Source organism: Streptomyces bathyalis, from assembly GCF_015910445.1.
Classification (GTDB): Bacteria; Actinomycetota; Actinomycetes; order Streptomycetales; family Streptomycetaceae; genus Streptomyces; species Streptomyces bathyalis.
This window is the reverse complement of the sequence record NZ_CP048882.1, coordinates 57,871-77,836: the sequence shown is the minus strand read 5'-3', so window position 1 is coordinate 77,836 and position 19,966 is coordinate 57,871. Positions and strand designations below refer to the sequence as shown.

13 protein-coding genes are annotated in these 19,966 nt (G+C 71.2%); 7 read left to right on the top strand and 6 right to left on the bottom strand.

Going from position 1 to position 19,966, the window contains the following annotated elements; genetic code table 11:
* The first annotated feature begins 80 nt into the window (after positions 1-80).
* Positions 81-473, top strand: coding sequence for a roadblock/LC7 domain-containing protein (locus G4Z16_RS00325; RefSeq protein ID WP_197348587.1), 393 nt, complete (start codon positions 81-83; stop codon positions 471-473).
* A 149-nt stretch (positions 474-622) separates the two neighbouring features.
* Positions 623-1,720, top strand: a complete 1,098-nt coding sequence (locus G4Z16_RS00320) for a DUF6397 family protein (protein WP_197348586.1) — start codon at positions 623-625, stop codon at positions 1,718-1,720.
* On the opposite strand, the gene G4Z16_RS00315 is transcribed toward G4Z16_RS00320, so the two are convergent.
* Positions 1,701-2,567, bottom strand: coding sequence for an acyl-CoA thioesterase (locus tag G4Z16_RS00315; RefSeq protein ID WP_197348585.1), 867 nt, complete (start codon positions 2,565-2,567; stop codon positions 1,701-1,703). The two genes, G4Z16_RS00320 and G4Z16_RS00315, sit on opposite strands and share 20 nt — an antisense overlap.
* Before the next feature lie 34 nt (positions 2,568-2,601).
* Positions 2,602-5,130: a DEAD/DEAH box helicase gene (locus G4Z16_RS00310; RefSeq protein ID WP_197348584.1), complete on the bottom strand. Its 2,529-nt coding sequence runs from the start codon at positions 5,128-5,130 to the stop codon at positions 2,602-2,604.
* A gap of 184 nt (positions 5,131-5,314) precedes the next feature.
* On the opposite strand from G4Z16_RS00310, the gene G4Z16_RS00305 reads away from it, so the two are divergent.
* Positions 5,315-6,109, top strand: coding sequence for a metal-dependent hydrolase (locus G4Z16_RS00305; RefSeq protein ID WP_197348583.1), 795 nt, complete (start codon positions 5,315-5,317; stop codon positions 6,107-6,109).
* Positions 6,110-6,180: 71 nt separating this feature from the next.
* On the opposite strand, the gene G4Z16_RS00300 is transcribed toward G4Z16_RS00305, so the two are convergent.
* Positions 6,181-8,052, bottom strand: coding sequence for an ABC transporter ATP-binding protein (locus tag G4Z16_RS00300; protein ID WP_197348582.1), 1,872 nt, complete (start codon positions 8,050-8,052; stop codon positions 6,181-6,183).
* Positions 8,049-9,974 (bottom strand): ABC transporter transmembrane domain-containing protein, encoded by a 1,926-nt coding sequence (locus G4Z16_RS00295; RefSeq protein WP_197348581.1) that lies wholly within the window; start codon positions 9,972-9,974, stop codon positions 8,049-8,051. The genes G4Z16_RS00300 and G4Z16_RS00295 overlap by 4 nt, the downstream gene beginning before the upstream one ends.
* A 237-nt stretch (positions 9,975-10,211) precedes the next feature.
* Here G4Z16_RS00295 and G4Z16_RS00290 point away from each other — a divergent pair, with 237 nt between their 5' ends.
* Both G4Z16_RS00290 and G4Z16_RS00285 read left to right on the top strand, forming a co-directional pair.
* A complete protein-coding gene (locus G4Z16_RS00290) occupies positions 10,212-10,994 on the top strand; it encodes a L,D-transpeptidase family protein (protein WP_246530583.1) in 783 nt (260 codons plus the stop codon).
* Positions 10,995-11,230: 236 nt separating this feature from the next.
* Entirely contained in the window at positions 11,231-12,598 is a 1,368-nt protein-coding gene (locus G4Z16_RS00285) for an alpha-amylase (protein WP_197348580.1), read from the top strand.
* A gap of 89 nt (positions 12,599-12,687) precedes the next feature.
* Here G4Z16_RS00285 and G4Z16_RS00280 read toward each other — a convergent pair whose 3' ends face one another.
* Entirely contained in the window at positions 12,688-15,651 is a 2,964-nt protein-coding gene (locus G4Z16_RS00280; protein ID WP_197348579.1) for an FAD-binding and (Fe-S)-binding domain-containing protein, read from the bottom strand.
* Between the two features lie 223 nt (positions 15,652-15,874).
* On the opposite strand from G4Z16_RS00280, the gene G4Z16_RS00275 reads away from it, so the two are divergent.
* Together G4Z16_RS00275 and G4Z16_RS00270 are read left to right on the top strand one after the other, a co-directional pair.
* A complete protein-coding gene (locus G4Z16_RS00275) occupies positions 15,875-17,791 on the top strand; it encodes an ABC transporter ATP-binding protein (RefSeq protein ID WP_197348578.1) in 1,917 nt (638 codons plus the stop codon).
* A 119-nt stretch (positions 17,792-17,910) separates the two neighbouring features.
* Positions 17,911-18,729, top strand: a complete 819-nt coding sequence (locus G4Z16_RS00270) for an endonuclease/exonuclease/phosphatase family protein (RefSeq protein ID WP_197348577.1) — start codon at positions 17,911-17,913, stop codon at positions 18,727-18,729.
* A 47-nt stretch (positions 18,730-18,776) separates the two neighbouring features.
* Here the strand turns inward: G4Z16_RS00270 and G4Z16_RS00265 are convergent, their stop codons facing one another.
* Positions 18,777-19,883 (bottom strand): PP2C family protein-serine/threonine phosphatase, encoded by a 1,107-nt coding sequence (locus G4Z16_RS00265; protein WP_246530582.1) that lies wholly within the window; start codon positions 19,881-19,883, stop codon positions 18,777-18,779.
* Positions 19,884-19,966 lie beyond the last annotated feature (83 nt).

Here is a 19,966-nt window from a genome sequence, read left to right as displayed (position 1 = left end):
ACGTGAGCGTGTGGTTGCTCCCCGCGTTGTGGTGGGTAAGGGTGGCAAGGCAGCAGCTGAGGAGAAGGGGGAACGCCGGGATGGCGCTGAACACAGGGCTCGACTGGCTGCTCGACGACCTGACCGACCGGATGCCGTCCGTACGACACGCGATGGTGCTCTCGACCGACGGTCTGGTCACCGCGAACAGTCAGACCCTGGAGAAAGCCGACGCCGAGCATCTCGCCGCAGTGGCATCCGGCCTGCAGTCCCTGGCGAAGGGCTCGGGGACGCACTTCGGTACGGGACAGGTGCGGCAGACGATGATCGAGTTCGAGGAGGGGCTGCTCTTCGTCACCTCCGCGGGCGAGGGCAGCTGTCTGTGCGTGCTGACGGGAGCCGAGACCGATGTCGGCGCCGTCGCCTATGAGATGACGCTGCTGGTGAGTCGCGTCGGCGAGCATCTCGGTCTGGCGGCGCGCAACGGGACGTAGCGGCGGGCCGCGCACCGTGCGGCACCCCGGTTCGTGCACGTGGCGGGAGTTATCCACAGGCCGAGCGGGATGCTCTTCCACCGTCTAATGTCGTCACTGTCAGTAGCTGGACCGCTGCTGGAGATGACGGTAAACGACGGGGGAAGACCATGCACGACGACGTCGCGATGAGTACGGCCGCGAAGGAACTGGGCCTGGAACCGGGCGAGATGGCGCTCGCCGCGCAGCTCGGGCACGTACGTACGGTGCGCGCAGAGGACTCGGCGACCACGCTGCGTGTGGGCCGGGGGCCGGTTCGCCGCCGGGTGCCCCGTGACGAACTGGCCAGGCTGCGGGCCGCGGAGGACTTCCCGAACGGGTTGCGGGAACGGCTGCGTGTCGTCGACGCGGGCGGCGGCGCCGAGCTGCTCGGCGTCACGGGGGCTCGGTTCGCCCGCCTGGCACGGGGCGGCTGTTTCAGTCCGGTGCGCTTCTACTTGAACCGGTACCGGACGGTGGTGTGGCTGTACCTGGCGCAGGAGTTGAACTCCTTCGCCGAGAACCGTCCGGAACTGCTCTCCGGAATCCTCCCGCGCGGGCTGCGCATGCTGTTGGCCGAAGGGGTGGACCTGCGGGCGGGGCATTGGCGTGGCCGCCGTGTGGGCCAGCTGTGCCGGCAGGCGGAGGGGCCGTGGGAGGCAGCAGCGGCCCGGGCGGCTGTGCTCAGCGAGGAGATCCTGCGGGAGGCGGTCCCGGACGAGGGCGAGCGGGCCCGTCTGAGCGCCTTGCGGCCCGAGTTGGTGCCCTTCCGCGGCAGACCCCCGGCCGTCCGGGAGGTGGCGGAGGAGCTGTGCAAGGCAGCCGCCGAGGATGAGATCTTCTGGCAACGCCTCATGCTGGCGGCCGACTTGGAGAGCGCACGCGCATCGGAGGCCCGCGCTCCCGAGGATGCCGCCGAGCTGGCTCACTCGGCCGGCCCGGCCCACGGCGCCGGTCCGTCCGATTCCACGGATGGGAAAGCCAGTTGGCCGGCGGGACGAACTCAGACGTGTACCTGGCGCCCGCCTGCGCGTACGGGACTTGGCCCGCCTCCGGACAGGGGAGCGCGGACGGGCGTGGCCGGCAGCCATAGCCACGGGAGGTCGCGCCCCGTCGAGCAAAGAGCCCGCGTGCTGAACGCCCTGCGCGCTCCGCGTCAGCGGCCACCCTGGTGGGGCAGCGCCCTCGGGCCTGAGCGCCCGAGGGGATTCAGCCGCCCAGCTTTCTGAACAGGCCCTCCTGCATCACCGAGACGATCAGTCGGCCTTCGCCGTCGAAGATCTGCCCGCGGGCCAGTCCCCGGCCGCCCGTCGCGATGGGGGACTCCTGCTGATAGAGGAACCACTCGTCGGCGCGGAACGGCCTGTGGAACCACATCGCGTGATCCAGGGAGGCCATGTCGAAGCCCCGCGGGCCCCACAGCGGCTCGATGGGGATGCGTACGGCGTCGAGGAGTGTCATGTCGCTGGCGTAGGTGAGGGCGCAGGTGTGCACGAGCGGGTCGTCACCGAGCGAGCCGATGGCCCGCATCCACACCCCGCTGCGCGGCTCGGTGTCCCGCAGCTCGCCCGCCTCCCAGCGCAGCCGCTCCACATAGCGGATGTCGAACGCCATCCGGCGTTCCATGCGCTCGAGGGATCCGGGGAGTTCGCCGAGGTGGTCGCGGATCTCGTCGGCCAGCTTCGGAAGACTCTCCGGGTCCGGCACGTCGGGCATCGGGACCTGATGGTCGATGCCCAGTTCCGGCTGATGGAAGGAGGCGGTGAGGTTGAAGATGGTCCGGCCCTGCTGCACGGCCACCACACGCCGCGTGGTGAACGAACGGCCATCCCGCACCCGTTCGACCTGGTACACGATGGGAACCCCGGGCACACCCGGCCGCAGGAAGTACGCGTGCAGAGAGTGCACGGGGCGCTGCCCGTCCGTGGTGCGCCCGGCGGCGACGAGGGCCTGCCCGGCGACCTGGCCGCCGAAGACGCGCTGGAGATTCTCCCGCGGGCTGCGCCCCCGGAAGATGTTGATCTCGATCTGCTCCAGGTCGAGCAGCCCGGCGAGCTGCTCTGCGGGGCTGGTCATGGGGCGTGCTCCTCTTTCGCGTGCCGCGGGCCCCTCACAGCCGGCCCACGTCGGTCACCTTGATCACGGCGCGGCCCTCCTCGTCGGAGGCGGTGAGGTCGACCTCGGCGGAGATGCCCCAGTCGTGGTCGTCATCCGGGTCGGCGAAGGTCTGCCGCACGCGCCACAGGGCCTCCTCCGGCACCTCCTCGATGCTCAGGAGGCCCGGGCCGCGGGCGTCGGGGCCGGTGCCCATGTCGTCGTACTCGTCCCAGTAGCCGTCCAGGGCCTCGGCCCAGGCGTCCTCGTCCCAGCCGGACTCGGCGTCCATCTCGCCCAGTTCCGCGACCTTGTCCAGCGCGGCGAGCTCCACCCGCCGGAACATCGCGTTGCGCACGAGGACGCGGAAGGCGCGGGAGTTGGCGGTGACGGGCCTGACGTGGTCGGCGCGTTCCTGCGCCTCCTCGGCGCTCTCTTCCTCCGGGTTGGCGAGCTGCTCCCACTCGTCGAGCAGGCTGGAGTCGACCTGGCGGACCATCTCGCCGAGCCACTCGATGATGTCCTGGAAGTCCTCGGACTTCTTCTCGTCGGGGACGGTGTGCTCCAGGGCCTTGTAGGCGCTGGCGAGGTAGCGCAGCACGATGCCCTCGGTGCGGGCCAGTTCGTAGAAGGAGACGAACTCCGCGAAGGTCATGGCCCGTTCGTACATGTCCCGGATGACCGACTTGGGGGAGAGGGGGTGGTCGCCGACCCACGGATGGGACTTGCGGTAGAGCCCGTAGGCGTGGAAGAGCAGTTCCTCCAGCGGCTGTGGGTGGCTGACGTCCATCAGCCGCTCCATCCGCTCCTCGTACTCGATCCCGTCCGCCTTCATCTGCGCGACGGCCTCGCCCTTGGCCTTGTTGGTCTGGGCGGCCAGGATCTGCCGCGGGTCGTCGAGCGTGGATTCGACCACGGAGACCATGTCCAGCGCGTAGGAGGGGGATTCGGGGTCGAGGAGTTCGAAGGCCGCCAGCGCGAAGGTGGACAGGGGCTGGTTGAGCGCGAAGTCGTGCTGGAGGTCGACGGTGAGGCGCACGGTGCGGCCCTGCGCGTCCGGCTCGTCGAGCCGCTCGACGACGCCCCCGTCCAGCAGCGAGCGGTAGATGGCGATCGCCCGGCGGATGTGGCGCAGCTGGGAGCGGCGGTCCTCGTGGTTGTCCTCCAGCAGCTTGCGCATCTGCGCGAAGGCGTCGCCGGGCCGCGCGATCACGGACAGGAGCATCGCGTGGGTCACGCGGAAGCGGGAGTTGAGGGGCTCCGGGTCGGAGGCGATCAGCTTCTCGAAGGTCTGCTGCCCCCAGTTGACGAAGCCTTCCGGGGCCTTCTTCCGCACGACCTTGCGGCGCTTCTTCGGATCGTCCCCCGCCTTGGCGAGAGCCTTCTCGTTCTCGACGACGTGCTCGGGGGCCTGGGCGACGACGAAACCGGAGGTGTCGAAGCCCGCCCGTCCCGCACGGCCCGCGATCTGGTGGAACTCCCGCGCGCGCAGCGTGCGCACGCGGCTGCCGTCGTACTTGGTGAGGGCTGTGAACAGCACCGTGCGGATGGGCACGTTGACGCCGACGCCGAGGGTGTCGGTACCGCAGATGACCTTCAGCAGACCGGCCTGCGCGAGCCGCTCCACGAGCCGCCGGTACTTGGGCAGCATGCCCGCGTGGTGCACTCCGACGCCGTGCCGCACGTACCGGGAGAGGTTGCGTCCGAAGCGGGTGGTGAAGCGGAAGTTGCCGATGATCTTGGCGATCTCGTCCTTCTCCGCGCGGGTGCACATGTTGATGCTCATCAGCGCCTGCGCCCGCTCCACCGCCTGCGCCTGCGTGAAGTGCACGATGTAGACCGGCGCCTGGCGCGTCTCCAGAAGCTCCGTGACGGTCTCGGTCAGCGTGGTGGTCCGGTATTCGTACGACAGCGGCACGGGGCGGGTGGCGGAGCGCACGACGGCGGTGTCGCGGCCCGTGCGCCGCGTGAGGTCCTCCTCGAAGCGGGTGACGTCCCCGAGAGTCGCCGACATCAGCACGAACTGCGCGCGGGGAAGCTCCAGCAGCGGAATCTGCCAGGCCCAGCCGCGGTCAGGTTCGGCGTAGAAGTGGAACTCGTCCATCACCACCTGGCCGATGTCGGCCTCGGCGCCGTCCCGCAGTGCGATGGAGGCCAGCACCTCGGCCGTGCAGCAGATGACGGGGGCGTCGGCGTTGACGGACGCGTCGCCGGTGAGCATGCCGACGTTCTCGGTGCCGAAGATCTTGCACAGGTCGAAGAACTTCTCCGAGACCAGGGCCTTGATCGGAGCGGTGTAGAAGGTGACCTCGTCCCGGGCGAGAGCCGCGAAGTGGGCGCCCGCGGCGACCAGGCTCTTCCCGGAGCCGGTCGGGGTGGAGAGGATCACGTTCGCACCGGAGACCACCTCGATCAGCGCTTCCTCCTGCGCGGGGTAGAGCGAGATCCCCCTCTCCTCCGCCCAGCCGGAGAAGGCTTCGTAGAGGGCGTCGGGGTCGGCGTCGCTCGGCATCTGATCGATGAGGGTGGCTGTCACGCACCCCATACTGCCTTCCTTGCTTCCGCTATTGGGAACCGGTGCTCGCGGCGTGATCATCTGCCGATACGCTGTCCCGCCGACAAGGCGTCAGCGCGGCGGGCGATCAGAGCGCCACAGGCGGCCAGTTGGGGCCGCGGCAGCCTGCGGCCCGCTGCGTCGTCGCGAGCAGCCACAGGGGTGGGGGACGGACATGATGGGACCGGCGCATTCGCTGTCGGGGGCGGCCGCGTGGCTGGGAGTAGGCGCGGCGGCAGCCGCCTTGGAGCACCCGATGCCCTGGCCGGTGCTCCTGGCCGGCGCCCTGATCAGCTCGGGCGCCGCCCTCGCGCCGGATCTCGATCACAAGGCCGCCACCATCTCCCGCGCCTTCGGCCCTCTCTCCCGCGGCCTGTGCGGAGTGATCGACAAGCTGTCCGAGGCGGTCTACAACTCCACTCGCGGCAACGGGGAGCGGCGCCGCTCCGGTGGGCACCGCACCCTCACGCACACCTGGCCCTGGGCGCTCTTCCTGGGCGCCGGCTTCTCGGCGGCGGCGGTCTTCGGCGGCCGCTGGGCGGTCCTGGTGATCCTCTTCATCCATATGGTGCTCGCCGTGGAGGGGCTGCTGTGGCGTGCGGCCCGGGTCTCCAGCGACATCCTGGTGTGGCTGCTCGGCGCGACGAGCGCCTGGAGCCTCGCCGGCGTGCTCGACCAACCGGGCAATGGCGCCGGATGGCTCTTCGGCGGGCAGGGCCTGGAGTATGTGTGGCTCGGGCTTCCGATCGTTCTCGGGGCACTGGTCCACAACATCGGCGACGCGATCACCATTTCGGGCTGCCCGATCCTGTGGCCCGTCAAGATAAGCGGCAAGCGCTGGTATCCGCTGGGCACGCCGGAGTTCATGCGATTCCGCGCCGGAGCGTGGGTCGAGACGCGGCTGCTGATGCCCCTGTTCATGCTGCTCGGCGGCGTGGGAGCGCTCTTCGCGCTCGGCGTCTTCGGCTGAGGGGCTTCCGGGGGAGGCAGGCGCCGGCGGGGATGCCGGCGTCGTGCCGCCTGCTAGGGCCCGGGGCTCTCTCAGCCGTGCCAGGAGCGCCAGAGCGCCGCGTACGCGCCGTTCTCCTCGACCAGGGCGTCGTGGCTGCCCAGTTCGCTGATCCGGCCGTCTTCCACGACGGCGATGACGTCCGCGTCGTGAGCGGTGTGCAGCCGGTGCGCGATGGCGACGACCGTGCGCCCATGGAGCACCTGTGCCAGGGAGCGCTCCAGATGCCGGGCCGCACGCGGGTCCAGCAGCGAGGTGGCCTCGTCGAGCACGAGCGTGTGCGGGTCGGCCAGCACCAGCCGCGCCAGCGCGATCTGCTGTGCGTGCGCCGGGGCGACGAAGATCCCTCCGGAGCCGACCTCGCTGTCCAGGCCCTCCGGCAGCGACCGCGCCCATCCGTCGGCGTCCACCGCGGCGAGCGCCGCCCACAGTTCGGTGTCGCTCGCCCCCGTGCGGGCCAGCAGCAGGTTGTCGCGGAGCGAGCCGACGAAGACGTGATGCTCCTGGTTGACGAGCGCCACGTGACGGCGGACGCGATCAGCGGGCATCCTCGACAACTCGGCCTTCCCCAGGGCGACTTTGCCCGTGCGGGGACCGTAGATGCCCGCCAGCAGCCGGCCCAGCGTGGACTTGCCCGCCCCGGAGGGCCCCACGAGCGCGACGCGGGTGCCGGGCGGCACGCGCATCGTGACTCCATGCAGCACATCCGTGCCGGTGCGGTAGCCGAACCGCACGTCGTCCGCGCGCAGTTCGCGGCCCTGCGGAGCCAGCTTCCTGTCGCCGGAGTCGGGTTCGATCTCCCGGACACCGACGAGCCGGCCCAAGGAGACCTGGGCGACCTGGAGTTCGTCGTACCAGCGCAGGATGAGCCCGACGGGTTCGAAGAGCATCTGTGCCAGCAGCGCGCCCGTCGTCAGCTGGCCCACGCCGATCCAGCCCCACAGCACGAACGTGCCGCCGAGGATCAGCACACCCGCCACGAGCAGCAGATTCGTGACGTTGACGACCGGGAAGAGGACGGAGCGCAGCCAGAGCGTGTAGCGCTCCCAGGCCGTCCACTGCGAGATGCGCTGCTCGGACAGTGCGACGCGGCGGGCGCCCAGCCGGTGGGCCTCCACCGTGCGGCCCGCGTCGACGGTCTCCGCCAGGGCACCTGCCACGGCCGCGTATCCGGCGGCCTCGGAGCGGTACGCGCTGGGTGCGCGGCGGTAGTACCAGCGGCAGCCGATCAGCAGCACCGGCAGCGCGATGAGCACCGCAAGCGCCAGCGGAGGAGCCGTGGCCGTGAGCGCCCCGAGCAGCAGCGCCGCCCACACGACACCGACACACAGATGCGGTACGGCCTCGCGCATCGCGTTGGCCAGCCGGTCGATGTCCGTGGTGATCCGGGAGAGCAGATCCCCCGTGCCGGCCCGCTCCAGCACCCCCGGCGGCAGCCGGACCGAACGCACGAGGAAGTCCTCACGCAGGTCCGCCAGCATCCGCTCACCGAGCATCGCCCCGCGCAGCCGCACCTCCCGCACGAAGAAGCTCTGGAGCACGAGAGCCAGCAGGAACAGGCCGACGACGCGGCCGATCTGCAGGTCCCGGCTGCCGGAGGTCAGATCCTCCACGAGACCGCCCAGCAGATAAGGGCCCACCATCGACGCCACTACCGCGACGGTGTTGACGAGGATGAGCGTGACGAAGGCGCGTCTGTGCCTCCGCAGCAGCTCGCTCACGTAGCCGCGGACGGTGGCCGGGCCACCGACCGGCAGCGTGGTCGCGTTCTCCGAGGCCGCGGGGTCGTAGCCGGGCGGGGCGACGCCGACGCGGACGGTGGAGTCGGTTGGGGCCGCGGAGTCGGCCTGGTCGGCGGAGCCCCCGGGGGCGGGGGAGGCGGTCGGCGTTGTCGGCGCGGTCATGCGTGCTCAGCTCCTTCCGCCTGGGCGAAACGGGGACCGTCGGGTACGGGGGAGGGCGCGGCGGCGGGGGAGGCGTCGACGGAGCCATCCGCCTCCGGCCCGGCTTCCTTCTCCGGCTCGCGCGTGACGACGGCCCTGTATCCGGCGTGCGTGCGCAGCAGTTCGCGGTGCGATCCGGCGGCGAGCACCTGCGCGCCGCGTACGAGGACGACCCGCTCCGCCTGGTCCAGCATCAGCGGGCTCGAGGTGAAGACGACCGTCGTACGGTCTGCGCGCACCCGGCGAAGGGACCGTGCGATGCGGGCCTCGGTATGGGCGTCGACCGCCGACGTCGGCTCGTCCAGAACCAGCACCTGCGGGTCGGTGACCAGCGAGCGCGCCAGCGCGAGTCGCTGCCGCTGCCCGCCCGACAGCGACCGTCCGCGTTCGGTGACGGATGCCTCGAGCGGATCGCCGCCGGTCTCGGGAGCGCCCTGCATCAGCGCGTCCAGCACGTCTCCGCACTGGGCGGCCTCCAGCGCGTGCTGCTGCGGCACCGCACCGGAGCGGGGCACGTCGAGCAGCTCCCGCAGCGAGCCCGAGAGCAGCACCGGGTCCTTGTCCTGGACGAGCACCGCTGAGCGCGCACTCGCGAGCGGTACGTCGTCGAGTGGCACGCCGCCGAGGAGCACCGATGCGGAGCCGTCGGCTTCCGGTGGGTGACCGCCGAGCCGGTCGGCCAGCCTGCCCGCCGCCTCCGGGTCGCCGCACACCACGGCGGTCAACTGCCCAGCGGGAGCGAGCAGTCCGGTGACGGGGTCGTAGAGGTCGCCGCCCAGGGCGTCGTCGGCCTCCGGCTGCGTCTCGGCTCTCTCCGTCCGCGCCGCGTCCTCTCCCGCCTTGGCCCGGGCGGTCTCCCGGGAGCCGTCGTCGCTGTCCGCGCCGCCGCCCCTGCGAAGGGACAGAACACGGACGGCACGCTGAGCCGACGGGCGTGAGAAGGAGTAGGCCATGGCGAACTCCTGGAACAGGCGCAGCGGGAAGAGCAGGAAGGTCACCGCGCCGTACACCGTGACCAGTTCGCCCACGCCGATGCGTCCGTCGAGTGCGAGGCCCGCCCCGTGCCATACGACGCCGACGAGGAGCAGGCCCGGAAGTGCGACCTGAACCGCCTCGATCAGTGCCCACATCCGCGCGGTACGCACGGCCGCACGGCGGACCTCCTGGGATGCCTGCCGGTACCGGGTCAGGAAGAGCTCCTCGCCGCCGATGCCGCGCAGCACGCGCAGGCCCGCGACCGTGTCCGCGGCCAGCTCCGTGGCCCGTCCCGCCTTCTCACGCTGCAGGTCTGCACGGCGCGTGGCACGGGGAAGCAGCGGAAGCACCGTGAAGGCCAGCACCAGCATCCCGGCGGAGACGAGCAGCCCGAGCTGCGGTTCGTAGACGACCAGGCCGGCGCAGACGCCGACGGTGGTCAGCAGGGCCGCGCTGAAGCGCGAGGCGGCCTCCACGCACCAGCCGATCTTCTCGATGTCTCCGGTGGAGACGGCCACCACCTCACCCGCCGCGACCCGCTGAGTGAGTGTCGCCCCCAGGGCGGACGTCCGGCGTGCCAGCAACTGCTGCACGCGGGCGGCCGCGGTGATCCAGTTGGTGATCGCCGAGCGGTGGAGCATCGTGTCCGCGACCGTGACCGAGACGGCGATGACGAGGAGCAGCCCGCCCGCCTCGGCGAGGCCGCCGCCCGAACCGGACACCACGGCCTGCAGGGCCAGCCCGACGATCGCGGGGACGAGGGCGACGGAGGCCATGTGCAGGGTGCCCCAGCCAAGCGCCTTGGCCTGGCCCCCGAGCTGCATGCGGCCCAGCCACAGCAGGAAGCGCGGACCTGACCGCACATCGGGAACGCCGGGGTCGGAGTAGGGAAGATCGCGAATGTGCATGACGTCCCAGAGCGGTCGGTACGAGTGGTGACCCGGTGTGTGTGCGGCTCGACAGGGGTTTGTCCGCTCCGCAAGACTCGCCGTGTCCGAGCTGCCACGCAACGGGTTTTCCGGCGCGGTGCGCCGACCGGCCCAACTCCCGCCACCCTTCCCGGACCTGCGGAAGTGAGCGGCTCCGCGGGGTTCGCGGGCGCTCGGGCCGCCTGCCGCCACCGGGGGAGTGCGACCATGGTGGACATGCGCAGGACTGGGGTGGACCGGGTACGGAACGGGCGGACATCAGTGGGCCGATCGTCAGGGGAACGGGCGGCGAGGGCGGCCCTCGCCGGCTCCGTGGCCGTGGCCCTCGCCGTGACGCTGGCGGCGTGCGGCGGTGGCGCCGGTGCCGCCAAGGAACCGGGAGGGAAGCCCGGCGGCGACGCGGCACGCAAGACCGACCCCACCCGCATCCCCGGCGTGGGCGATGCCCTGCACAAGCGCATCCCCGGCAAGTCCCGCCAGGTGGTGGCCGTCTACGGCAAGGGAAAGGACTCCGCAGCGGCGACCGTGCGGCTGTTCACCAAGAAGGGTGAGAAGTGGACCCCGGGGCGCACCTGGAAGGGACACAACGGCCGCAAGGGCTGGACCCGTGACCATCACGAGGGCGACAAGCGCAGCCCCATCGGAGTCTTCACCCTCACCGATGCCGGCGGCGTGCGTTCCGCACCGGACGCGAAGCTGCCTTACACCGCGAGTGCCGCCTTCGCCCCGCCCACCTACTGGCCCAAGAAGACCCGGCACGACTTCGATCACGTCATCGCCATCGACTACAACCGCAACAAGGGAACCTCCCCGCTCGACCCGGCCCGTCCCGACGGCGAGGCCAAGGGCGGCAGCATCTGGCTGCATCTGGACCACGGCAGCGGCACATCAGGCTGCGTGAGCATCCCCCGGGCCGGCATGGAGTATCTGCTCCGGACCCTGGACCCGGACGAGCACCCGGCGGTGGTCATGGGAGACAGGGCGGCCCTCGCCCGCTGACCGGGCGGTATGCGCGCGGTGCCGCTTCCGGAGGCCTCAAGTGCCACCGCCAGGCAGCGCGTTGGCCGACTCCCCCTGGACGCAAGAGTTTTCAGAAAACCATTGGAATCGCTTGCTTCGCATCTTGACGTGCACACGAGCGCAGCGGCAGGCTCCCTTCCAACCCCCCACGGCGGCCTGGCGCGTGGCTGCCTTCCTCGGCACCTCTGTGTCCGACGACGAAGGAGCCGCACACGATGAGAAAGCGTCTGATCTGCGCGAGCACGGCCGCGGTCCTGGCAGCGGGCGGCGTCACGGCACTCAACGCATGGCCGTCCCAGGCGGCGCCCCCGGGCGAAAAGACAGTAACGGCAACGCTGTTCGAGAAGCCGTACGCCGACGTTGGCAAGGAGTGCAAGGACACCCTCGGCCCGGCGGGCTACGGCTACGTCGAGGTCTCGCCGGCCACGGAGCACATCAAGGGCGAGCAGTGGTGGACGTCGTACCAGCCCGTCAGCTACAAGATCGCGGGTCGGCTCGGCGACGCCGAGGCGTTCAAGAGCATGGTGAGCGCCTGCCACGATGCGGGGGTGAAGGTGATCGCCGACGCGGTCATCAACCACATGGCCGCCGCCTCCGGTACGGGCACCGGCGGCACTCAGTACAGCAAGTACGACTACCCCGGCACCTACGGCGACTCCGACTTCCACGGCTGCCGCAAGGACATCTCTGACTACAAGAACCGGGAGGACGTGCAGACCTGCGAACTCGTCAGTCTGTCCGACCTCGACACCGGAAGCGACAAGGTGCGCTCCACGATCGCCGGCTACCTCGACAGCCTCAGGGACATGGGCGTCGACGGGCTGCGCATCGACGCCGCGAAGCACATGTCCGCGGACGACATCAAGGCCATCAAGGGCAAGATGGCCGACCCCGGCTTCTGGGTGTCCGAGGTGATCCACGGAGACGGAGAGGCCGTCCAGCCCGAGGAGTACACGGACCTGGGCGACGTGGACGAGTTCCGCTTCGGCAAGCACCTCAAAAGCGCCTTCCAGGGCGGCGACGTGGGCGGCCTGAAGAACATCGCCGAGGGCAAGCTGGCCGCCGACAAGGCCCGTACGTTCGTCGACAACTGGGACACCGAGCGCAACGGTTCGACGCTCACCTACAAGGACGGCGACCTCTACAAGCTCGCCAACGCCTTCATGCTGGCCCACCCGTACGGCGCGCCGAACGTCTTCTCCGGCTACGAGTGGTCCGAGAAGGACGCGGGCCCGCCCAGCGGCGACGGAGGCTGGACGAACATGCACGCGCAGCGGGAGATCACCGGCATGGTCGGCTTCCGCAATGCCGTCGGCGGCGCGGAGTTGACCGACTGGTGGTCGGAGGGCTCCGCCCTGTCCTTCGGGCGGGCCGGCAAGGGCTTCGTCGCCCTCAACGCGGGCGGCGGAGAACTCAAGCGGACCTTCTCCACGTCGCTGCCCGCCGGGACCTACTGCAACGTCGCCAAGGCCTCGCCGGACAAGTGCGACGGAAACACCGTCACCGTCGGCGACGACGGCAAGGCGGAGGCCACCGTCCCCGCGAAGGGCGTGGTGGCTCTGCACGCAGGCGCCAAGTCCTAGTGCGAACGGTGCCGATGGGCCGACAGCTTCACGGCTGATCTGACCTTCCAGGGCCGCTCCCGGGCCCCCGCCGGGTGCGGTCCTGGGGTTCAGTCGGGCCTGGTGGCACGCTCCAGCTCCAGCAGCACCGAACGGTAGCCGCGGCCGCCCGTCGCGTGGTCCATGCCCACCTCGCACATCCGGTTGGCCGACAGGTACGCGTCGAAGTCCCGCGCGGTCACCTCCGCCGCCTCGCGCGCCGTCGCGGAAGCGGTGAGCTCCTTGTGCAGCATGCCCCTGTCGCCGGCGAAGCCGCAGCAGCGCGCGTCCACGGGTACGACGACCTCCTCGGCGCACGCCTCCGCCACCGTGCGCAACTGCTCGGTCCCGCCCAGGTGTTGCATGGAACAGGTCGGGTGGAGCACCGCCGAGCCCCGCCGCCGCTCCACCGTCAGCCGCGGCAGCAGCTCCTGCGCCGCCCAGGCGACGGAGTCGATGACCTTCAACTGGTCGTGCAGCTTGCGGTTGGCCGGACTGAGATACGGCACGACCTCCTCGCCGATGCCCAGCGTGCAGGAGGAGGCGTCCACCACCAGCGGCAGTTCACCGCCGTCCGTCCACCGCCAGGCGGCCTCCACGATCCGGTTCGCCATCAGCGCGTTGCCCGCCGCATAGCCCTTGGAGTGCCAGATCGTCGCGCAGCAGGTGCCCACGACGTCCTCGGGAATCCACACGGGCCGCCCGGCCCGCGCGGAGACGATCACCATGGACTGCGGCAGCGACGGGCCCTCGTGTCCGTCCGGTTCGCCGAAGATGCGGTTGACGCACGCCGGGTAGTAGACGGCCGCCGCGCCGTTGCGGTCCGTGGCGGGCAGCTGCTTGGCCGCCGCCGAGGGGATCTGCGGCAGCCACTCGGGGACGAGGTCGGGGCGTACGGCCTTGCGCGCGGCGCCCGTCAGCGACTCGAGCAGCCGCTCGCCCCGTCGCGGCAGCACCCTGCGGCGCAGCGTGTCCGCCGCGGCCACCGCAAGCCGCGCCGAGCGTTCCACGAGATGGAAGCGCCGGGCGGCACGCTCCGCGTTGCGCTCCTCGCGCGGCGAGTGCCGCTGGTGCCGGAAGTCCTTCATCATCGCGCCCGTGTCGATGCCGACCGGGCAGGCGAGAGCGCACGTCGAGTCTCCCGCGCAGGTGTCGACGGCGTCGTAGCCGTAGCTCTCCAGCAGGCTCTCGTTGACGGCGGACCCGGCCGGCTGGCGCAGCATCTCCCGGCGCAGCACGATGCGTTGACGCGGTGTGGTCGTCAAGTCCCCGCTGGGGCAGGTCGGTTCGCAGAAGCCGCACTCGATGCAGGGGTCGCCCACGGCCTCGACCTTCGGGATGGACTTCAGGCCGCGCAGATGAGCCTTCGGGTCGCGGTCCAGCAGCACTCGCGGCGCCAGTACGCCCGCCGGGTCGAGGGTCTGCTTGATCCGCCACATCAGCTCCGTGGCCCGCTCACCCCACTCCAGCTGGAGGAAGGGCGCGATGTTGCGTCCGGTGGCGTGCTCCGCCTTGAGCGAGCCGTCGAAGCGTTCGACCGTCAGCCGGCAGAACTCGTCCATGAACGCCGCGTACCGCGCCACGTCTCCTTCGTCGGCGGCGTCGAAGGCGAGCAGGAAGTGCAGATTGCCGTGGGCCGCGTGCCCGGCGACCGCGGCGTCGAATCCGTGCCGCTCCTGCAGCGCGAGCAGCGCCTCGCACGCCTCGGCCAGACGGGAGGGCGGCACGGCGAAGTCCTCCGTGATCAGCGTCGTGCCCGAGGGACGGGAGCCGCCGACCGCCGAGACGAAGGCCTTCCGCGCCTTCCAGTAGAAGCCGATGGTCTTGGGGTCACGTGTGAAGGAGTTGGTCACCGACGGTACGGGCGCGACCAGTTCGAGGTCCGCCATCACGGCGGAAGCCTCCCGCTCCCGCTCCTGCTGCGCCGCCTCGTCCGGCTCCCGGAACTCCACCAGCAGCGCGGCGGTCTCCTTCGGCAGTCCGGCCCAGTCGGCCGGCACGCCCGCCACGCTGACCGAGGCGCGCAGGGTGTTCCCGTCCATCAGCTCCACCGCCATGGCTCCGGCCTCGTTGAACCGTGGCACCGCCGCGGCTGCCGCGGAGAGCGAGGGGAAGAACAGCAACGCGGTCGAGGTGTGCCGGTTCAGGGGGAGGGTGTCGAAGACGACCTCGGAGATGAAACCGAGGGTGCCCTCGGAGCCGACCGCGAGGCCGCGCAGGATGCTCACCGGGGTGCTGCCGTCGAGGAAGGCGTCGAGGCGGTAGCCGTTGGTGTTCTTCAGCTCGTACTTGGCGCGGATGCGGGAGGTGAGCTCCGCGTCCGCCTCGATGTCGGCCTTGAGCGCCAAGAGGCCCTCGCAGAGGGCGGGTTCGGCGCGCGCCAGAGCTTCGTCGGCGTCAGGGGCGGCGGTGTCGACGACCGTGCCGGACGGCAGGACGAAGGTGAGCGAGGCGAGCGTGCGGTAGGAGTTGCGGCTCGTGCCGGCGGTCATGCCGGAAGCGTTGTTGGCGACGACTCCGCCGAGGGTGCAGGCGATCGCGCTCGCCGGGTCCGGGCCCAGCAGCCGCCCGTACGGAGCCAGTGAGGCGTTGGCCCGCACCACGGTCGTACCGGGGCCGATGCGCGCACGTGTGCCGGCCTCGTCGAGCACCTCGACGCCCGCCCAGTGGCGGCGCACGTCCACGAGGATGTCCTCGCCCTGCGCCTGGCCGTTGAGGGACGTGCCGGCGGCGCGGAAGACGACCTGTCGCCCCTGGTCGCGGGCGTAGGAGAGCACTGCCGAGACGTCGTCGGCGTCCTCGGCGACCACGACCACCTGCGGCACGAAACGGTACGGGCTCGCGTCGGAGGCGTAACGCACAAGGTCCGAGACCTTCCACAACACCTTCTCCGGGCCCAGCAGCCGTACCAGATCCTCGCGCAGCGGCTGCGGCGTGCCACCCGCCAGAGCCTCCGGAACCCGGTCGTGCGCGGGCGCGTGGCCGGCGCTCGTACGGGGCCGCAGGGCGCCGTGTCCTGGGTCGAGCAGCGGCATGTTCTCTCCTGGGAGGGCGCACGGACGGGTGTCCGGCCCATGCTAGGGGCAGACATCGGGTCCGGTTCCGGCTGGATTCCGCGTTCGGCGGCTCCGCCGACGGCGCGTAGTCTCGAATGACCGTTTGACACCCGGCGTCCGGACCCGCCCCGGAAGCCCGGCCGCCGCACCGGTCCGGGCCCCAGGCCCTTCCGGATCCCGAATCCCGAGCCCGAGGAGCCCGTTGCACCACGAGACCACCGAGTGGACCCCGCCGAAGAAGGACGGCGACGCCACCGGGGAGCCGCCCCGGGAAGTGAGGCGCATCCTGCGCATCTTCCGCCCCTACAGGGGGCGGCTGGCCGTCGTCGGACTACTGGTCGGAGCCTCCTCGCTGGTCTCGGTGGCCTCGCCCTTCCTGCTCCGGGAGATCCTCGACGTCGCCATTCCCGACCGGCGCACGGGACTGCTGAGCCTTCTCGCGCTCGGGCTGATCCTCATCGCGGTCGTCAGCAGCGTCTTCAACGTGCTGCAGACGTATCTGTCCACGACCGTCGGGCAGCGCGTCATGCACGACCTGCGCACCGACGTCTACGCCAAGCTCCAGCGGATGCCGCTGGCGTTCTTCACACGCACCCGCACCGGTGAGGTGCAGTCCCGCATCGCCAACGACATCGGCGGCATGCAGGCGACCGTCACCTCCACCGCGACCTCCCTCGTCTCCAACCTCACCGGCGTCGTCGCGACCGTCGCCGCCATGCTCGCCCTGGACTGGCGGCTGACGGTCGCCTCCCTGCTGCTCCTGCCGTTCTTCGTGTGGATCAGCCGCCGCGTCGGACGGGAGCGCAAGCGGATCACCACGCAGCGGCAGGCACAGATGGCCGCGATGTCCGCTCTCGTCACGGAGTCGCTGTCCGTCAGCGGCATCCTGCTCGGGCGGACGATGGGCCGCGCCGACTCCCTCACCCGCCACTTCGCCGACGAGTCCGAACGGCTGGTCGGACTGGAGGTCCGCTCGCACATGGCGGGCCGCTGGCGGATGTCGACCATCGGCATCGTCATGGGTGCCATCCCGGCGCTGCTGTACTGGACGGCCGGGATGCTCGTCCACATGGGCGGGCCGGGCCTGTCCATCGGCACCCTCGTCGCCTTCGTCACCCTCCAGCAGGGCCTGCTGCGGCCGACGGTCTCCCTGCTGTCGACGGGCGTCGAGATGCAGACCTCGCTCGCTCTCTTCCAGCGCATCTTCGAATACCTCGATCTGCCGGTCGACATCGAGGAACCCGCCTCGCCCGTCAGGCTGGAGCGTGTGCGCGGCGAAGTCCGCTTCGAGCAGGTCGACTTCGCCTACCACGGGAAGGACGCTCCCGCCACCCTGCACGGCATCGACCTCACCGTGCCCGAGGGCACCTCCCTCGCCCTCGTCGGCGTCACCGGTTCGGGGAAGACCACGCTCGGCCATCTCGTGCCCCGCCTGTACGACGTGACCGGTGGCCGCGTCACCCTCGACGGCGTCGACGTGCGTGACCTCGACTTCGACACCCTCGCCCGGGCCGTCGGCGTCGTCTCCCAGGAGACCTACCTCTTCCACGCCTCCGTCGCCGACAACCTGCGCTTCGCCAAGCCCGACGCGACCCGCGAGGAGCTGCACGACGCCGCCCGGGCCGCTCAGATCCACGACCACATCGCGGCGCTGCCCGACGGCTACGACACCCTCGTCGGGGAGCGGGGCCACCGCTTCTCCGGCGGCGAGAAGCAGCGCCTCGCCCTCGCCCGCACGATCCTGCGCGACCCGCCCGTCCTCATCCTGGACGAGGCGACGAGCGCGCTGGACACCCGCACCGAGCGTGCCGTGCAGCAGGCCGTCGATGCCCTGTCCGCGGGCCGCACCACCCTCACCATCGCCCACCGCCTCTCTACCGTCAGGGACGCCGACCAGATCGTCGTGCTGGACGCGGGACGCATCGCCGAGCGCGGCACGCACGCCGAACTGCTCGCCGCCGGCGGGCGGTACGCGGCCCTGGTGCGACGGGATGCCCGCGTCGCGGCGGCAGCCCCCGCCCGGTCCGGTGCGGCCCAGGCCACGCTGCCGGGTTCGGCGACCGGCGCCGGACCGGCGACCGCACAGGACGACTCCCAGGCCGACGCCCCCGTGCACTGACTGCCATCGGTCTGCAATGCCGCCGGCGCCGGCCGTGGGTGCCGAGCACCGGCGCCTCCGGGGATGCAGCCCCGCCGAACGGTACGCGGTGATACGGATGTGCCATGGAGCTTCGCGTGATGACGTTCAATCTCCGCTTCGCCGACTACGACCCGGCGGTCCCGCACTCCTGGCCGGAGCGACGGCCGGCGGTGGCCGCCCTGCTGAAGGAGGAGTCACCAGACCTCATCGGCACCCAGGAGGGGCTGCACCGTCAACTGCGGGACATCCACGAGGACATGCGGCAGTCCGGCAGGAGATACGACTGGATCGGCCTCGGCCGGGAGGGCGGCAGCCGCGGCGAGTTCATGGCGGTCTTCTACGACGCCGGCCGCCTGGACCCCCTGGAGTACGAGCACTTCTGGATCGCGCCGGACCCGCACGCGGTCGGGCAGAAGTGGCCCGGTGCGGGCTCACCGCGCATGGTCACCTGGGTGCGCTTCCGCGACCGGACGGACGGCGCCGAGTTCTACGCGCTCAACACCCATCTGGACAACGTGAGCGCCGAGGCCCGGCTCGAGGGTGCCCGTCTTCTCGTCCAGCAGATGCGCCGCCCCGGTGCCCCGCTGCCGCCCTTCGAGCCGGGCCTGCCGTGCGTCGTCATGGGCGACTTCAACGTCCCGCCGGTCCTGGGCGACGGCGGTGTCCACGAAACCCTCGTGAAGGACGGCGAGTTGACCGACTCCTTCACCGCCGCACCGGCCGGCCGGCGCGGCGAGGACCATCACACCTGGCACAACTACGCGGGCATGTCGTCGAGCGGCGCCCGCATCGACTGGATCCTCACGTCTCCGGGCGTCACTACGACGTCGGCCCGGATCAGCACCTTCACCCACGAGGGCCGGTACCCCAGCGACCACTTCCCGGTTCTTGCGACGCTCGACCTCGGCGGGCCCTGACCGCGCCCTCGGCGGCAGGCCCGCACGGTCGGCGGCGCCCCTAACCGTCACGAAGGCACGCGCTGCAGGGCGACCAGCGCGGCGTCGTCGCCCAGCGCCCCGCCGACGTGACGGCTCAGGTCGTGGCTGATCCGCTGCAGCAGCTCCTCCGGGCCCGATCCGGCCCAGGCCACGACCCGGTCCGCCAGCGGGTAGAAGTTGCCGTAGCGGTCCCGGGCTTCGGTGACGCCGTCCGTGAAGAGCAGCAGCACGTCCCCGGCCCCGAGTTCGAAGGTCTCCGCGTGGTACTCGGCTCTCGCGAGCAGGCCCACACCGAGCGGGGGAGCCGGCTTGTGCGGAGCCACCTCCGACACATGGCCCTTCCGCAGAAGCAGCGGCGGGGGATGCCCGCAGACGACCATGGCCGCCGGACGGTCCTCGTCGGGGATGTCGAGGAAGGACGCCGTGATGAAGATCTCCTGGGCCTGCTCGGCCCCGACCGGGTCGCCCAGGTTCCACGAGACGCTCTCGTCGAGGAACGATGCCGTCCCGATCAGGCTCGTACGCTGGTGGACGGCCGCCCGGAACGCACCGAGGGCGAGGGCGGCGTCGCCGATCGCGGTGATGCCCTTCCCCCGCACGTCGCCGATGATCAGCCGGGTGCTGTGGTCGGTGCGGGCAGCGGCGTACAGGTCTCCGCCGATCCGGGCCTCCGCCTCCGCGGCGAGATACATCGAGGCCACCTGCAGCGACCCGATCCGCTGCGGCAGGGGCCGCAGCACCAGCCGCTGCGCGACCTCGGAGACGTGGCGGACCTGGGAGAGCACCCGCTCGCGTCGCTCCCGCACGACGCAGTAGGCCACCAGCGAGGCTCCGACGAGGACCAGCGCCGCGATCTGGGCCTGGTGGTTGGCCGAGAAGAGCTCGTCCCTGTCGCGCAGCAGCGCGATGACGGCCTGGGCGGCCACGGCGAGGAAGGCGATCAGTCCGGTTGTCCACGCTCCCGCGAACGAAGCCGTGAGCGCGGGGGCAGCCACCAGCAGCGGACCGAGGTGGATCTCGGGGGGCGCGGCAACGTCGACCACGACGACGATCACCAGCCAGATGACCGGAACAGCGATCATCCAGGGGCTTGCGTTCAGGGACCGGCGAAGGTCGGCGAACCGCTGGGACATATCTACTCTCTACCTCTGTGCCGTGTGCCGCGCCGAGCGGCCCACCTGTACGTACGCAGGGCCCCCGCTCCGTCCCCGCCCGG

Coding starts and splice junctions, on each gene's coding strand:
- G4Z16_RS00325 (WP_197348587.1), top strand. CDS start 81: ATGGCGCTGAACACAGGGCTCGACTGGCTGCTCGACGACCTGACCGAC.
- G4Z16_RS00320 (WP_197348586.1), top strand. CDS start 623: ATGCACGACGACGTCGCGATGAGTACGGCCGCGAAGGAACTGGGCCTG.
- G4Z16_RS00315 (WP_197348585.1), bottom strand. CDS start 2,567: ATGACCAGCCCCGCAGAGCAGCTCGCCGGGCTGCTCGACCTGGAGCAG.
- G4Z16_RS00310 (WP_197348584.1), bottom strand. CDS start 5,130: ATGGGGTGCGTGACAGCCACCCTCATCGATCAGATGCCGAGCGACGCC.
- G4Z16_RS00305 (WP_197348583.1), top strand. CDS start 5,315: ATGATGGGACCGGCGCATTCGCTGTCGGGGGCGGCCGCGTGGCTGGGA.
- G4Z16_RS00300 (WP_197348582.1), bottom strand. CDS start 8,052: ATGACCGCGCCGACAACGCCGACCGCCTCCCCCGCCCCCGGGGGCTCC.
- G4Z16_RS00295 (WP_197348581.1), bottom strand. CDS start 9,974: ATGCACATTCGCGATCTTCCCTACTCCGACCCCGGCGTTCCCGATGTG.
- G4Z16_RS00290 (WP_246530583.1), top strand. CDS start 10,212: ATGCGCAGGACTGGGGTGGACCGGGTACGGAACGGGCGGACATCAGTG.
- G4Z16_RS00285 (WP_197348580.1), top strand. CDS start 11,231: ATGAGAAAGCGTCTGATCTGCGCGAGCACGGCCGCGGTCCTGGCAGCG.
- G4Z16_RS00280 (WP_197348579.1), bottom strand. CDS start 15,651: ATGCCGCTGCTCGACCCAGGACACGGCGCCCTGCGGCCCCGTACGAGC.
- G4Z16_RS00270 (WP_197348577.1), top strand. CDS start 17,911: ATGACGTTCAATCTCCGCTTCGCCGACTACGACCCGGCGGTCCCGCAC.
- G4Z16_RS00265 (WP_246530582.1), bottom strand. CDS start 19,883: ATGTCCCAGCGGTTCGCCGACCTTCGCCGGTCCCTGAACGCAAGCCCC.